The organism is Paraburkholderia sp. EG287B, from assembly GCF_040965595.1.
Taxonomy (GTDB): Bacteria; Pseudomonadota; Gammaproteobacteria; order Burkholderiales; family Burkholderiaceae; genus Paraburkholderia.
Genome location: NZ_JBFRCG010000009.1, coordinates 257,354 through 272,399 on the forward strand (window position 1 = coordinate 257,354; position 15,046 = coordinate 272,399).

Below are 15,046 nucleotides of genomic sequence, written 5' to 3' on the forward strand. Positions count from 1 at the left end.
TGACATGAGCAAGAAGCGCATCAAGATGATTTTCCCGGTGCCGATGAGCGAGGCGACTCGTCCGCTAGTGGAATCGCAACTGCCGCCTTCGATGCAGCGCGCGGACATCGAAGTCGAATTCGTAGGCGCCGGTCAGGTCATGACGCTCGCGGATTCGTACCTCGACATGGCAGTCATGGAGATGGCTGTGATTCAGGCGGGCATCAAGGCTGAGGAGCAGGGCTTCGATGCCGTGTGTATCAACACGGTTTCCGATTCGGGCCTCTACGCGCTCCGCTCGCGTCTGTCGATTCCGGTGATGGCCCCCGCTATCACGTCGTTCCATCTCGCGTGCTCGCTGGGTCACAAGTTCAGCGTCCTGACGATGTGGCCGCAGTGGCACGCGCTGTACAAAAAGACGACGAAGGAATACGGCCTGGAACATCGTCTCGCCTCGATTCGTGACATCGGCGTTCGCCCCGATACACAGGAACTGCTGCAGGGCAAGGAAGACATCGTATTCGCGGCCCTGGTCGAGGCGGGCAGGAAGGCAGTCGAAGAAGACGGTGCGGACGTGCTGGTCCTGGGTTCCACCACGATGCATCAGTCGCACGAATACCTGGCGAGGCACCTGAACGTACCGGTTCTGAACCCGGGCGTGGTCGCATACAAGTATTGCGAAATGCTGCTCGATCTCGGTCTGTGCCACAGCAAGACCGCATTCCCGGGCCCGGAGACGAACAAGGATGCCGCGTTCGGCTTCTAAAGCCGTCAAGGATGCCTGCGTTAAGGATTAGATATGACCCACGATAAACATCAGCCGTTCATCGATTTCACGATGGCCGACGCCGCTCAGGCGTTTCGCGACGGAACGGTGACGAGTACCCAGTTGGTACTGGCCTGTCTGGAACGTATCAACGCAGGAAAAGCCCTGAATGCATTCGTTACCGTGGATGCAGAGGGCGCTTTGAAGGCTGCGGCGGCTATTGATCAGGCACGGCAGACAGGGATTCCGTTGGGGCCTTTGGCAGGCATCCCTATCGTGGTCAAGGACAACATTCATAGCGCGGGCATCCGCTGCACCGCAGGCAGTCCCGCTTTCGCGGACTTCGTGCCGGTCACGGATGCACCGACCTTGCGCAAGCTCCGGGACGCAGGGGCCATCGTGCTGGGCAAGACCAACATGCATGAGCTGGCCTACGGGGCGACGGGCTACAACGGCGCCTTCAATACGGGCGCAGGCCGTGGGGTTCGTAACGCATACGACCAGACCAGGATTGCCGGCGGTTCGTCCTCAGGCTCGGCCGCTGCGCTGGGTGCGCGGATGGCACTCGGGGCATTGGGAACCGATACAGGCGGCTCGATGCGCATTCCCCCCGCACTCAATGGCGTGGCTTCGCTGCGTCCGACGTGGGGTCGCTACTCGGGGCTGGGCGTGATCCCCATTGCGAGGACGCGGGATACCGTGGGCCCCATGGCATTGAACATGCACGACGTGGCGCTCCTCGACAGCGTGATCTCCGACGAGTACGCGTTGCCCCACGTGGAACTCAGGAAGCTACGGCTGGGCCTTCCCGCCGAGTTTTGGGCGAATCTCGATCCGGACACGCGCGAGGTCGCGGGCGCTGTGGTGACGCGTCTCACACAGTTGGGCGTGACCATCATCGATCTGGGCAAAACCGGATTGATGGAACTGAACGATGCAGTTGGCTTCCAGGCGGTCGTTGGCGAGTCCAGATCCAGTATGGAGCAGTACCTGAAGGACAACGGTCATCCGATGACGGTCGAGAAACTGGCCGGGAAGATCGACAGTCCAGACGTGAAGTGGATCTATGAAAACTGGGTGCTGCCCAATAAGTTCCCGAATGCCGCAGGTGAACTCATGGATGTGACACCCCTGTACGAACAGGCACAAAAGTCCGGCGGCGGACGTGATCAGTTGCGGGCCAGGTATGCAGAACTGTTTGCCCGGCATCAGCTGGATGCGTTGATCTTCCCGACTACCGCGTGCGTGGCGCCCAATGCTGACGACAGCATTTATGAGGAAGAGAACTTCCGGCGCCTGATCCAGAACACCGAGCCGATGGCGAGCGCCGGGCTTCCGGGCCTCAATCTTCCGGCAGGACTGGGTTCCCGAACGGGGCTCCCGGTTGGCATGGAGTTCGACGGTCCGCAAGGTTCGGATCGACGACTGCTCGCCATTGGCATTTTGCTGGAAGGCGTTTTGGGCGGCATTGCGCGCCCCTGACCGTTGGTTCTGCAAGGATTGAACAGAGATGATTAATGCGCTGAGCTACATCGTGGTCGAGACCCCCTGTATCCAGGAATGGATCGACCAGGTGACGAACCACATCGGTATGCAGGTCGAAGTGACCGAAGCTGGAAAGACCATACGCATTCGCGCGGACGAAAAGATTCAGCGGTTTGTCGTCACCGCTACCGATGGCGAGTCCACGATGGGTATGGGCTTCGAAGTTCCCGACGCCCCGACCCTGATGGCATGCACGAAGGCATTGGAGGCCGCTGGTTATAAAACGACGCCCGGTACGGCTCAGGAAATCGAATTCCGGGGCGTCAAGAACATGGTGCATTTCCGCGACGATGACGGTGTACGTCTGGAGATCGCCTATGGTCTGGCCGAGGCAAATACGGAATTCGTGCCCGGCCGACCGATCGGCGGTTTCCGTACCGGCAACATGGGCCTCGGTCACGTGGCGCTCATTACCGGGCACTTCGAAAAACTCTCGAACCTGTATCGCAACGTGCTGGGCATGCACCTCACGGACTACACCTATAAGCCGTTCAAGGTCGAATTCCTGCACTGCAACCCACGTCACCATACGATTGGCATCGCGCATACGGGTGGCAAGGCCGGTATCTATCACCTGATGCTCGAATACAACGATTTCGATGACGTCGGTCGTGCATACGATACCGCGCTCCTGAATCCCGCTTCGATTGGCGTGACGCTGGGTCGTCACATCAACGACCACGCGACCTCGTTCTATCTCAAGAACCCCGATGGCTGGATGTTCGAACTGGGTTGGGCGACGCGCACGGTTGGACCTGACTGGGAAGTCGAGGAACTGAAAGGCATGAGCCTCTGGGGGCATGACCGGACATGGCTTCCGGACCACAAGCGCGAAGAAGCGCGACAAATTCTCAAGCAACTGGCGGCCGAAGGCATGCGTGCACCGGTTGTCATCCCTGATACACGGAAGGCAAAGTGATGAGCAACGCAAGTCCCGAAATCGCAAATTCACTCACGCTGGGTGACGTGACGCTGAACTATCACGACGTGGGTGAGGGCGCGGGCGAACCGATCCTGCTGATTCACGGCTCAGGCCCCGGCGTCACCGCCTGGGCTAACTGGCGCGGCATTATCCCGGTACTGAGCCAGAAGGCTCGAGTCATCGCACCGGACATGCTGGGATTTGGATATACCCAGTGCCCCGAGCAACTCAAGCTGACTCCCGCTGTCTGGGTGGAATCGTTGATCGCGTTGCTCAACGCGCTGGAGATCGAGAAGGTGTCGGTGATCGGCAACTCGTTTGGTGGTGCCATCGCACTGGCACTCGCCACGGCACATCCCGAGCGTGTGAATCGTCTGGTACTGATGGGTGCGGCGGGCATCAATGCGCCGATCAGCGAGGGCCTTGAAAAGGTATGGGGTTACACGCCCAGCCTGGAAGCCATGAAGGGGCTCATGGAAGTGTTCGCCCACGATCACTCGATCATCACCGACGACCTGGTGCGTATGCGTTACGAGGCATCGATCCGCGCGGACGTGCAGGAACGATTTGCCCGCCTGTTCCCGGCGCCGCGTCAGCAGGGCGTGGAAATGCTGGCCCTTGCTGAACCGGATCTGGCGGCGATCGCGCACGAGACGTTGCTCATCCATGGCCTGAACGATCAGGTGATCCCGGTCGAGTGGTCGCGACGCATGAAGACGTTGCTCCCGAACTCGGCACTGCAAGAGTTTGATCAGTGCGGACACTGGGTGCAGATCGAAAAGGCTGCGCAGTTCACGCACGCTGTTTCGGACTTCCTGCTCAATTAATTAACGGGACAATGATGGAAAATCTCGATATCAAAGGCCGCTGGGCAATTCAGGCCTGGGAACAAATATTTGAGGATGGTCGAGTCACCTACCCGATGGGCACCGAGCTCGAAGGGTTCATGGAATACGGGCCGAACGGCATGTTCTGCGCCATTACCAAAAAGGATCGCGCACCGTTCACGACCGGCGGTCAGTGGAATGCATCGGACGCAGAGAAGGCCCTGGCATACAACACGTACCTGACCTACGCCGGCGCTTGGCGCATCGAAGGTAACGTGGTCACGCACGCGGTCAAGCACTGCCTGTTCCCGAACTGGGTAGGTGGCGAACAGAAGCGCTATGCGGAGCTGAAGGGCGATCTGTTGTCGCTGACCACGCATACGCTGGAAGCGGGTACGTCGGAAGCCCGGGTCGCTCGTCTCACATTCGAACGCGTTTAAGGCCTGTGCATGTCAGTGATTCTGGAATGCCTTTCCCATACGCCGCTGCACGGGTATTTCGATCCGAGGCCCGAAGTCGTTGCCGAAGTGGCCAGAATGAGCGCCGCCGCACGGGAACGCGTTCGCCAGTTCGATCCTGAACTCGTGGTCGTGTTCGCGCCCGATCATTACAACGGCTTCTTCTATGAATTGATGCCCAGCTTCTGTGTCGGCGCCAAAGCCCGCGCTATTGGCGACTATAAGAGCCTGGCGGGGGATCTAGCGGTTCCGGCTGAAGAGGCGAGGGCGATGGTCGAGTACGTGCTGAACCGCGATATCGATATGGCGATTTCGTATCGCATGTCCGTGGACCATGGTGCGGCACAAGCTCTCGAAGAAGTGACGGGCGGCCTCGACAACTACCCGGTCATTCCTGTTTTCATCAACTCGGTTGCGCCGCCGATGTCGCCGCTGCGTCGCTCGCGCATGATGGGCCAGGTGATTGGCGAGTACCTGAAATCGACGGGCAAGCGTGTGTTGATTCTCGGGTCAGGTGGAATCTCCCACGAGCCGCCGATTCCCGAACTGAAGCATGCCACGCACGAGATCTCGGAGCGTCTGATCCACACGGGTCGCCATCTCAGCCCGGAAGATCGGAATGCGCGTCAGGAACGCGTTATCCATGCGGCCAAGGCGTTCACAGCAGGTGAGGCGCCGGGCATGCGTGCGCTGAACCCAGAATGGGACATGGCATTCCTGAAGATGATGCAAAGCGATTTGCTTGCCGTGGATCGTCTGAGCAATGAGGACGTTTCGCGTGACGCGGGCAAGAGCGCGCACGAGATCCGGGCATGGGTCGCAGCGTTTGCAGCACTTTCCGCGTTTGGCGAGTATGCGGCTGAAATCGACTTCTATCGGGCCATACCTGAGTGGATCGCCGGGTTCGCCTACATGCATGCGGCACCCAAGGCGCAAGGAGAAAACAGATGAGCAAGCAAGCTATCGCGGAACGATTGCGGATTGCAGAAGCGACCCGCCAAACTATCGCTCCGGTACGGGCGGGAGTGACGGTCCCTGCGGTTCATCCGGAAATCGCGCTTGACGATATGGCAACGGCCTATGCGGTGCAGCAGATCAATGTCGAGGCGCGTGTCGCTCGCGGCGAGCGCATCGTGGGTCGCAAGATCGGTCTGACTTCGTTGGCGGTACAGAAGCAATTGGGCGTCGATCAACCGGACTTCGGTGCACTGTTCGCGTCCATGGCGTACGGCGATAGTCAGCCGATCCCGCTTTCGAAACTGATCCAGCCGAAGGTCGAGGCCGAAATCGCATTGGTGCTGAAGCGCGATCTGAAGCACGAGCGTCATACCTTTGCCGATCTGATCGGAGCGACGGACTACGCGGTGGCGGCCATCGAAGTCGTGGACAGTCGAATCCGCAACTGGGACATCAAGTTCGTGGACACGGTTGCGGACAACGCATCGAGTGCCGCGTTCGTTTTGGGCTCGCGTCCGGTCCCACTCTCGCAGCTCGATCTCACCGCGTGCGCGATGAGGCTCGAATCCGAGGGGGAAGCGCTCTCCACAGGCAACGGCGCTGCGTGTCTGGGTAATCCGCTCAATGCCGCGGTATGGCTCGCAAATCGTATGGCTGCACTGGGTGCGCCGCTGCGTGCGGGCGATGTGGTTCTTACCGGCGCGCTGGGACCCATGGTTGCCGTGACCGCGCCCGGCACTTACACGGCGGTAATCGAAGGGCTGGGCTCGGTCCGCGCAACTTTCATCGAGTAACGAATATGGCGAAGAAACTCAGAGTAGCAATCATCGGGTCGGGTAACATCGGCACCGACCTGATGATCAAGATCATGCGCAATAGCCAGGTGCTGGAAATGGGCGCAATGGTCGGTATTGATCCGAAATCGGATGGTCTGGCTCGTGCGCAGCGTCTGGGTGTTGCGGTCACCCATGAGGGCGTTGAAGGCCTCACCCGCTTGCCCGTGTTCAAGGACATCGATTTCGTGTTCGATGCCACGTCGGCTGGCGCTCACGTGAAGAACGACGCCTTCCTTCGCACGCTGAAGCCCGGCATCCGCATGATCGATCTGACTCCCGCTGCAATCGGGCCGTACTGCATTCCTGTCGTGAACGGTGAAGCGAACGTCGATGCACTCAACGTCAACATGGTGACGTGCGGTGGTCAGGCCACGATTCCGATGGTTGCGGCGGTCTCGCGCGTGGCAAAGGTCCACTACGGCGAAATCATCGCCTCGATCTCCAGCAAGTCGGCAGGTCCAGGCACCCGGGCCAACATCGACGAGTTCACGGAAACCACCTCGAAGGCAATCGAAGCCGTGGGTGGGGCATCGAAGGGCAAGGCCATCATTGTTCTGAACCCGGCTGAGCCTCCGGTCATCATGCGTGACACGGTTTACACCCTGTCGGAACTCGCAGATCGTGATGCCGTTGAGGCATCCATTGAAGAGATGGCCAAGGCCGTGAACGCTTATGTTCCGGGCTATCGTCTGAAGCAGAAGGTGCAGTTCGATGAAGTTCAGAACCTGAACATCCCCGGACTCGGCAAGTTGAGCGGTCTGAAGACCTCGATCTTCCTCGAAGTGGAAGGGGCTGCACACTACCTGCCCGCTTATGCAGGCAACCTCGACATCATGACCAGCGCCGGTATGCGTACCGCAGAGCGCATGGCTCAATCCATGATCGGCGCATAAGGGGACTGCAAATGACTCAGGGCAAGAAACTCTACATCTCGGACGTGACGCTGCGCGACGGTTCGCACGCGATTCGCCATCAGTACTCGATCCAGAACGTGCAGGAGATCGCACGCGCACTGGATAAGGCGAAAGTCGACTCTATCGAAGTCGCACACGGTGATGGTCTGCAAGGCTCGAGCTTCAACTACGGCTTTGGCGCACACTCGGACCTGGAGTGGATCGAGGCGGTTGCCGACGTGGTGACGCATTCGACGATCGCGACCCTGCTGCTGCCCGGCATCGGCACCATTCACGATCTGAAGGCTGCCTACCAGGCGGGTGCGCGCGTAGTTCGTGTTGCTACCCACTGCACGGAAGCCGACGTTTCGAAGCAGCACATCGAATACGCACGCGAACTCGGCATGGATACCGTGGGTTTTTTGATGATGAGCCACATGACTACGCCGGAAGCACTGGCCGGGCAGGCGAAGCTCATGGAAAGCTACGGCGCCACCACGATCTACGTCGTGGACTCGGGCGGTGCGCTGTCGATGCAAGACGTCCGTGATCGCTTCCGTGCGCTGAAGGCGGTCCTCGATCCCGCAACGCAGACTGGCATGCATGCCCACCACAACCTGTCACTGGGTGTCGCAAACTCCATCGTTGCCGTGGAAGAAGGTTGTGACCGTATCGATGCATCGCTCGCCGGCATGGGCGCTGGCGCCGGCAATGCACCGTTGGAGGTATTCATCGCCGCAGCAGAGCGCATGGGCTGGAATCACGGCACGGATCTGATGACATTGATGGATGCAGCCGATGACATCGTGCGCCCGCTCCAGGATCGTCCGGTTCGTGTAGACCGCGAAACGCTGGCCTTGGGCTACGCAGGCGTGTATTCGTCGTTTCTGCGTCACTCGGAAGTCGCGGCCAGCAAGTACGGTCTGAACACCGTGGACATTCTGGTCGAACTGGGCAAGCGCCGTATGGTCGGCGGCCAGGAAGACATGATCGTTGACGTGGCTTTGGATCTGCTTAAAGCGAAAAAATAACATCGGCGACGGTTAGCCGTCACGCACGGAGGCGACTCCCTCCATTGCAGAGGGAGTCATATATCGCGGTCCCCAAGGACACAGCGCTAAACACAGCGCCCGTAAATCTGGCGGGTGCTGACAGGCGAGGAGAAACCAGAAGTGAAGATCAAACCATTTGCACTACTGATCGGTTCGGTGGTGGCGATCAACGCCAACGCTCAATCCGTTCAGATCTACGGTCTTATAGACTCGGGTGTCATGTACACGTCGAACGTCGGTGGCAAGAAATTGGTGTCCATCGACCCGGATACTCAAGCACCGGACCTGTTCGGTTTGGTGGGCGGTGAAGATCTTGGCGGCGGCACCAAGGCGATCTTCAAGCTGGAAGGCCAGTTCAACATGAACAACGGCGCCATGATCAACGGTCTGTTTGGCCATACGGCATACGTTGGCCTCAAGGACGAAAAGTGGGGGACGCTGACCGCCGGTAACCAAATCGACTTTATGTTCGATTCGCTGGTTGCACAGCGCTGGGGTCCCGCATTCCCCGTTGTCAACGCAATGAACCTGCGCCAAAGCTCGTTCCAGGGCCTCAATAGCCCGCGCGGCGGTCCCGGCAACGGCTCGTTCGACTTCGACCGTCTCCTGGGCTCGGCAATCCCGAACGCCATCAAGTACACGAGCCCGACGTATAACGGCTTCTCTTTCGGTGGTCTGTACAGCTTCGGCGGCGTCGCAGGCAACTTCGGTTCGAACTCGGCACAGAGCTTCGGTGTGAACTACCGCAATGGTGGCTTCTCGCTGAATGGCGCATACACGTATATCAAGTATCCCTCGCTGAACGACGGTAATGACGGTATTCGCAACTTCGGCGTTGGCGCTTCGTACATCCTGGGCGCTGCTGAATTCGCTGCGCTGTATACGAATACGGCGAATACGCAAAATAGCGCACGCATCGACGTCTACGAAGGGGATTTGACGTATGAACTGTCCACTCCGCTGCACGCTCACTTCTCGTACCAGTACCAAAAGGGCAACGACGTGCTGAACGAGCAGCACGTGAATCAGGAAACGCTTTCGCTGGTCTATCTGCTGTCGAAGCGCACGAGCCTGTATTCGACGCTGGCGTTCCAGCAATCGTCCGGTGGGCCGGCATGGATCCTGATGGCTGCAGGTCCGGCTTCGGGCGGCCGTCAAACTACATTCAGCCTCGGTCTGATTCATTCTTTCTGATCGAGAGCGGACACATAGAGACGGTTCCTGACGCACTGTGCGTCAGGAACATTTTAAGGAGACACGAATGGGCAACGAAGGCCGATACATGCGCGCTGCGCGCCTCCACGACAACACGTCGGGCAAGTTCAGCATCGATACGATTCCGTATCCGACGCTCAAGCGCCCGACCGACGTCGTCGTCAAGCTAAAAGCTTCCGGCATCGTTCCGAATCTGGGCAATGTGATCACCAACTACCGTTCGGAAAAGCCGTATCTGGCGCATGCGGCACTGCCCGCCATATACGGCCTGGACGCAGCCGGTGTCGTGGCTGAAGTCGGTCCGGCGGTGACGGGCCTCAAGGTCGGCGACCGCGTGTACATCAATCCGGGCCGTTCGTGCGGTTCGTGCCACGCCTGCCGCGTAGGCGAGCCCATCAACTGCGAAGCCTACGCATTCCAGGGCTACTTCGGCTTCGGACCGAAATCGCAGTTCCTGTATGAAGAGTACCCGTACGGTGGCCTCAGCGAATACGCTACGGCGCCCGCAGACGGACTGGTGAAACTCGGCGACAAGGTTTCGTTCGAAATCGGCGCGCGCATGGGCTATCTCGGCACGGCCTATTCGGGTCTGCGCAAGGCACAAGTCGCCGCCGGCAAGTCGGTGATGATCATCGGCGGAACGGGAACGCTGGGCCTGTGCGCCACGCTGATCGCACGTGCCATGGGCGCGACGAAGATCCTGGTCGTGGCTCGCAACGAGCAAACGCTGGCCCAGGTCAAGGCAATCGACCCGGCCCGTATCCTGACGTACTCGGTCGCCAACGGTTCGTCGGGCCTGGCTGCATGGGCCAAAGAGCAGACGGACGGCGTGGGCGTCGATTCGGTGGTGGACGCTATCGCTCCGGGTCCGAACATGCAAGTCACCAAAGATGCATTCGGTGCTCTGCGTCGCGGCGGCAAGCTCGTGGAGATCGGTGCCCAGATCAACGAAGTGCCGGTAAACATGCACGAAATGATGTGTTCGGCGTTGTCGGTGATCGGCTCACTCTGGTTCACGGTCGGCGAAGGCCAGGATCTGGTCGCGATGATCGAAGCAGGGACGCTCGATGTGTCGTCTTTCAAGAACCACACCTACACGCTCGATCAAGCAAATGAAGCGCTGGAAGACGCAGCAAAGCGCGTCACGGGCTTCGTCAACGTCGTAGTGATTCAAGACTAGGAGATAGACGAAATGGTACGTCGCGTTGTGACCGGCCAAATCAATGGCAAGTCCGTTATCTTGAGCGATTCCGAAGAACCGGGCCATGCGTTCGCAGCCGTGTCCGGTTTCAAGACCACGCAGATTTGGGCAACGAGTCCCGAAACCGTGCTTCCGCATTCGGCAGGGGACCCCGTTGCCGCCGCCGCCACAGTGATGCCGGCGCTGAACGGAACGCGTCTGATGATCGTGCAGTTCCCGCCTGACGCTGTGATGGCTGATCCCGCGTTCGATGGCGCTGCCGCCGGCACCGAGTATGCGGCGATTCTGCCGGGTCTGGCTGAATGCTTCGAACCCGATGGCTCGGGCTTTCATATCACCGACTCGGTTGACTACGACATCGTCCTCAGCGGCGAACTTTGTCTGGAACTCGATGACGGGGAAACGCGTGTTCTGAAAACCGGCGATATCGTGGTTCAGAACGGTACGCGTCATGCATGGCGTAACAAGAGCAATGCACCTGCCGTGATGGCTTCGATTCTGATTGGAGCCGAGCGGCAGGCCTGACCAGGTGCCGAAGTGGGGGAATGAAAAATGAACGCTCAACAGACTAGTCACAATGACCATCACGCACACCATGCACAGCGAAAGACCAAACGCGTCGAAAGGCTGGAATGGAGCGATGCTTTGCTACTCGGGCATGGCCCTATGGATGATGAACATCGTGAGTTTGTTCAGGTTGTCACTGCATTGCGCAATAGTACGGCGCACACCGCTTTGGCTGCTCTCGATGCAGTGGAGAAACATTTGATTGCCCACTTCGATCTTGAAACTGCGTGGATGGACAAAACGGGCTTTCCCGACGTCTATTCCAGGTGCCATCGAGATCAACACGACGAAGTGCTTGCTTCAGTGTTTCAGGTGCACCAACTGGCAGCTATCGGTCAGATTGGGCTGGGCGCCGTGCATAGGCTCGCACAATCGCTGATGGATTGGTTTCCGGGCCACGCGGACTATATGGACTCGTCCTTGTCCGCGTGGATCAACGGTAAAACGCACGGCGGCCAGGCTGTCGTATTGCGGCGCAATCTGGTGCACGAGGAGCGGGTGCCTGACGAATCACAGGCAGAGGCCGCGTAATTCGCTGTGACAAAACGGAGACAAAGATGTTGATGAAAGGGAAGACTGGTCTGGTGACCGGTGGCGGTTCCGGAATGGGCAGGGCGGCAGCACTGGAACTCGCCAGGGAAGGGGCCGCGGTTGTTCTCGCCGGTCGTGACGAAGACAAGCTGGTTTCCGTCCAGAAAGAAATCGAAGCCCTGGATGGTCAGGCGGCAGTCTTCCGGGCGGACGTTTCGAAGCGAGAAGACAATCGAGCGCTGGTTGAATTCGTGGAAAAGACGTTCGGTCGTCTCGATTTCGCATTCAACAACGCCGGCGGGCACGGGGACTTCAAACCCATTCACGAAACGCCAATCGATGAGGCGGAATGGGTGATCGATCTGAACTTCAAGGGCGTCTATTACGGTGTCAAGTACCAGGTCGAAGCGATGCTGCGTTCTGGTGGGGGCGCCATCGTCAACAACGCCTCGATCTTTGGATTGCGCGGTATGGATGGCATTGCGCACTATGTGGCGGCCAAACACGCTGTGGTGGGGCTGACACGTGCAGTCGCCAAGGAATACGCGGTTCGGAACATTCGCGTAAATGCAGTGTGTCCGGGAGCCACCGAGACGCCGAACTACATGCGCAGCACCGGCGGCGATGTCCATCTGCTGGATGCGATGATTCCGATGCATCGAATCGGTCAGCCGGACGAGGTTGCGAGTGCTGTGATATGGCTACTGTCGGATCAATCTCGATACGTGACGGGAACGACCCTGAGCGTCGACGGCGGCATGACGATCTGACGTTGCAGGACCGGGTTTTGTAGGCGGCGAAAATACGCTTGTGTCTATTTGTATTAATCGGGGAATTGACCTTTGAAGAGCCTCACGATCAAGGCGCGACTGATCGCCGTCATGACTGCGTTGAGTGTGCTGCTGCTAGCCGGGGGCCTGATGGGGCTCTGGAGCATAAGTAGAGTCAACGATTCGCTACACGAAGTCTACGAGGCGAGACTGGTTTCCATTCAACGTATCGATTTAATGAACACAGCGCTGAATCGTCTGCGATTCACCATTGCGTCCTCGGCGCTGGATACGAAGCAAGCGTATATCGATGCGAAGCTTCAGAGCTTCAAGAGCGATATGAAGAGCGGGGATCAAGCTTGGGCGGATTACACGAAGAACCTGACTCCTGAAGAAAAAGAGGAGACTGACGCTTTCGTGCCGGTATTCGGCAAGTTCGTTGTCGGAGTGGTGCAGCCGGCTATGGCAGCTATGGCAGCCCACGACATATCAGCGATTGACGATATCTCACGAGGGCCGTTGGAAGCCCTTTATGAGCCAGTGCAGGATGGACTGGACCGGTTGGTGCATCTGGAGGGCGAACTGGCTAAACGCGAGTACGAGCGCTCGCAGCAAAACTACCAGATCGTGCGAGTCCTCTGTATTGTCGGCGTGCTTGCCGGTGGGCTGATGGCATTCGGATTTTCCGCCTGGTTGATTCGTGCGATTTCCACTCCGCTCAATACGGCGGTGCAGGTTGCGCAGAACGTGAAGAACGGGAATCTGACCCAACGAATCGACACGCATTCTACGGATGAGACGGGACGAGTTCTGGGCGCCCTGGCCGACATGAGCCAGAGCCTGAGTCGCATCGTGAGCGACGTGCGAAATTCTTCGAACTCGATCAGGAACGCATCGGTTCAAATTGCGCAGGGCAATCAGGAGTTGAGTTCCCGTACCGAGTCGCAAGCAGCATCGCTGGAAGAAACGGCCGCATCGGTTGAACAATTGAGTTCGACGGTGCGCCTCAATGCCGAAAACGCGATCCAGGCGGATGCGCTGGCCCGCAGCGCCTCTGAAGTGGCGGCCCGTGGCGGCCAGGCTGTGACGCGTGTTGTCGAGACCATGCAGGACATCAATCGCAGCGCTAATTCGATTTCAGACATCATCGGTACGATCGAAGGCATCGCCTTCCAGACCAATATCCTGGCACTGAATGCTGCGGTCGAGGCTGCACGAGCTGGCGAAGAAGGTCGTGGATTTGCCGTGGTTGCGGGTGAGGTTCGTTCGCTGGCTCAACGTTCGGCGGGTGCTGCAAAGGAGATCAAAGACCTGATCGATGATTCGGTTGGCAAAGTCGGTGCCGGTACGCGTCTGGTTGACGAAGCAGGGACAACCATGAAGGAGGTGGTGCAAAGCATCACCCGGGTAGCGGACATCATGGGGGAAATCAGTTCTGCGAGTCAGGAGCAGGCTCAAGGCATCGAGCAGATCAGCCAGGCCGTGACCCAGATGGATCAGCAGGTGCAGAGTAACGCGGCAATGGTTGAACAGGCTTCGGCCGCGGCGCAACAACTGCGAGACGAATCGGCTCAACTTTCACGGACAGTAGCCATTTTCAACGTTTGAGAACAAATATGAGTTTGCTTTTCAATGAAGTGCAGACCAGCCATGAGGTAGCGGTCGAGGTCGACGGCACCAGGTACAGGGTGCATTACAACGACATCGGGGACAGCGAGGATCCCGTGGTGGTCATGCTCCACGGTTCGGGCCCCGGCGCCACTGGCTGGGCCAACTACTATCGCAACATTGACGCATTTGCTGATGCGGGATACCGCCTGCTACTGATCAATATGCCGGGCTTCGGCAAGAGCGATCCGGTCGTCATCGACCGAGGCTCCCGCTCCGAATTCAACGGTCAGGTCGTTCGCGCGGTTCTGGATCACATTCAGGTCGATAAGGTCAGCGTGGTCGGCAATTCGATGGGTGCCCATTCGGCGACGGCGTTTGCCTTGAAGAACCCGGAGCGGGTCAACCGTCTGGTCTATATGGGCGGCGGTACCGCCGGGCCCTCGATGTTCGTTCCGCAGCCGGCTGAAGGGATCAAGCTCCTGAACTTCGTGTACAGGGAACCCACGCTCGAAAACGTCAAGCGCATGATGAATGTGTTTGTCTACGATGCCTCGGCCCTGACCGACGATCTGCTGCAACAGAGGGTGGACAACATGCAGGCCAGCAAGCACCACCTGGATAACTGGGTGAAGAGCATGGCCGCGAATCCGAAGCAATTCTCGGATTATCAAACGCAACTCCATGAGATCAAGGCGCCTGCACTGATCGTCTGGGGGCGGGAAGATCGCTTCCTTCCCTACGACATGGGTCTTCGTCTGATGGCGGGTCTCCCCAATGCCGAATTCCATATGTTCAACCGCTGTGGTCACTGGGTGCAGTGGGAACACGTGGACAAGTTCAATCGCATGGTGCTGGACTTCCTGTCCAACTAAGCGTCGCTTGTGTGGAAGCCTCCTGGATTGCAAGCGGGGTTCGC

The 15,046-nt window shown here is 58.7% G+C and carries 16 protein-coding genes; all 16 read left to right on the forward strand.

What is annotated here, in order from left to right; translation table 11 throughout:
• Nucleotides 1–4 precede the first annotated feature (4 nt).
• The 16 genes from AB4Y40_RS18365 to AB4Y40_RS18440 all read left to right on the forward strand — a co-directional run bounded on the left by AB4Y40_RS18365 (nt 5) and on the right by AB4Y40_RS18440 (nt 15,002).
• Nucleotides 5–745 carry an aspartate/glutamate racemase family protein gene (locus tag AB4Y40_RS18365; protein WP_368688947.1) on the forward strand — a complete coding sequence of 247 codons (741 nt, stop codon included), beginning with the start codon at nt 5–7 and terminating at the stop codon, nt 743–745.
• A gap of 33 nt (nt 746–778) precedes the next feature.
• A complete protein-coding gene (gene iaaH, locus AB4Y40_RS18370) occupies nt 779–2,227 on the forward strand; it encodes an indoleacetamide hydrolase (protein ID WP_368688948.1) in 1,449 nt (482 codons plus the stop codon).
• A 28-nt stretch (nt 2,228–2,255) separates the two neighbouring features.
• Nucleotides 2,256–3,209, forward strand: a complete 954-nt coding sequence (locus AB4Y40_RS18375; RefSeq protein ID WP_368688949.1) for a VOC family protein — start codon at nt 2,256–2,258, stop codon at nt 3,207–3,209.
• Nucleotides 3,209–4,039 (forward strand): alpha/beta fold hydrolase, encoded by an 831-nt coding sequence (locus AB4Y40_RS18380; protein ID WP_368688950.1) that lies wholly within the window; start codon nt 3,209–3,211, stop codon nt 4,037–4,039. The genes AB4Y40_RS18375 and AB4Y40_RS18380 overlap by 1 nt, the downstream gene beginning before the upstream one ends.
• An 11-nt stretch (nt 4,040–4,050) precedes the next feature.
• The gene (locus AB4Y40_RS18385) at nt 4,051–4,479 is read left to right on the forward strand and encodes a lipocalin-like domain-containing protein (RefSeq protein WP_368688951.1); all 429 of its coding nucleotides are present in this window, start codon (nt 4,051–4,053) and stop codon (nt 4,477–4,479) included.
• A gap of 9 nt (nt 4,480–4,488) precedes the next feature.
• Nucleotides 4,489–5,448, forward strand: a complete 960-nt coding sequence (locus AB4Y40_RS18390) for a 3-carboxyethylcatechol 2,3-dioxygenase (protein ID WP_368688952.1) — start codon at nt 4,489–4,491, stop codon at nt 5,446–5,448.
• A complete protein-coding gene (gene mhpD / locus AB4Y40_RS18395; RefSeq protein ID WP_368688953.1) occupies nt 5,445–6,248 on the forward strand; it encodes a 2-keto-4-pentenoate hydratase in 804 nt (267 codons plus the stop codon). Before AB4Y40_RS18390 ends, mhpD begins: the two co-directional genes overlap by 4 nt.
• Before the next feature lie 5 nt (nt 6,249–6,253).
• Nucleotides 6,254–7,183, forward strand: coding sequence for an acetaldehyde dehydrogenase (acetylating) (locus AB4Y40_RS18400; protein WP_368688954.1), 930 nt, complete (start codon nt 6,254–6,256; stop codon nt 7,181–7,183).
• A gap of 11 nt (nt 7,184–7,194) precedes the next feature.
• Nucleotides 7,195–8,214 (forward strand): 4-hydroxy-2-oxovalerate aldolase, encoded by a 1,020-nt coding sequence (dmpG, locus tag AB4Y40_RS18405; RefSeq protein ID WP_368688955.1) that lies wholly within the window; start codon nt 7,195–7,197, stop codon nt 8,212–8,214.
• A gap of 141 nt (nt 8,215–8,355) precedes the next feature.
• Entirely contained in the window at nt 8,356–9,429 is a 1,074-nt protein-coding gene (locus tag AB4Y40_RS18410; RefSeq protein WP_368688956.1) for a porin, read from the forward strand.
• Between the two features lie 67 nt (nt 9,430–9,496).
• Entirely contained in the window at nt 9,497–10,630 is a 1,134-nt protein-coding gene (locus AB4Y40_RS18415) for a zinc-binding dehydrogenase (RefSeq protein ID WP_368688957.1), read from the forward strand.
• A 12-nt stretch (nt 10,631–10,642) separates the two neighbouring features.
• Complete coding sequence (locus AB4Y40_RS18420) at nt 10,643–11,176, forward strand: cupin domain-containing protein (protein WP_368688958.1); 534 nt, start codon at nt 10,643–10,645, stop codon at nt 11,174–11,176.
• A gap of 27 nt (nt 11,177–11,203) precedes the next feature.
• Entirely contained in the window at nt 11,204–11,749 is a 546-nt protein-coding gene (locus AB4Y40_RS18425) for a hemerythrin domain-containing protein (RefSeq protein ID WP_368688959.1), read from the forward strand.
• Between the two features lie 26 nt (nt 11,750–11,775).
• Nucleotides 11,776–12,519: an SDR family NAD(P)-dependent oxidoreductase gene (locus AB4Y40_RS18430; protein ID WP_368688960.1), complete on the forward strand. Its 744-nt coding sequence runs from the start codon at nt 11,776–11,778 to the stop codon at nt 12,517–12,519.
• Nucleotides 12,520–12,591: 72 nt separating this feature from the next.
• On the forward strand, nt 12,592–14,127 hold the full coding sequence (locus AB4Y40_RS18435) for a methyl-accepting chemotaxis protein (protein WP_368688961.1): 1,536 nt from the start codon (nt 12,592–12,594) through the stop codon (nt 14,125–14,127).
• Nucleotides 14,128–14,135: 8 nt separating this feature from the next.
• On the forward strand, nt 14,136–15,002 hold the full coding sequence (locus AB4Y40_RS18440; protein WP_368688962.1) for an alpha/beta fold hydrolase: 867 nt from the start codon (nt 14,136–14,138) through the stop codon (nt 15,000–15,002).
• The last annotated feature ends 44 nt before the right edge of the window (nt 15,003–15,046 follow it).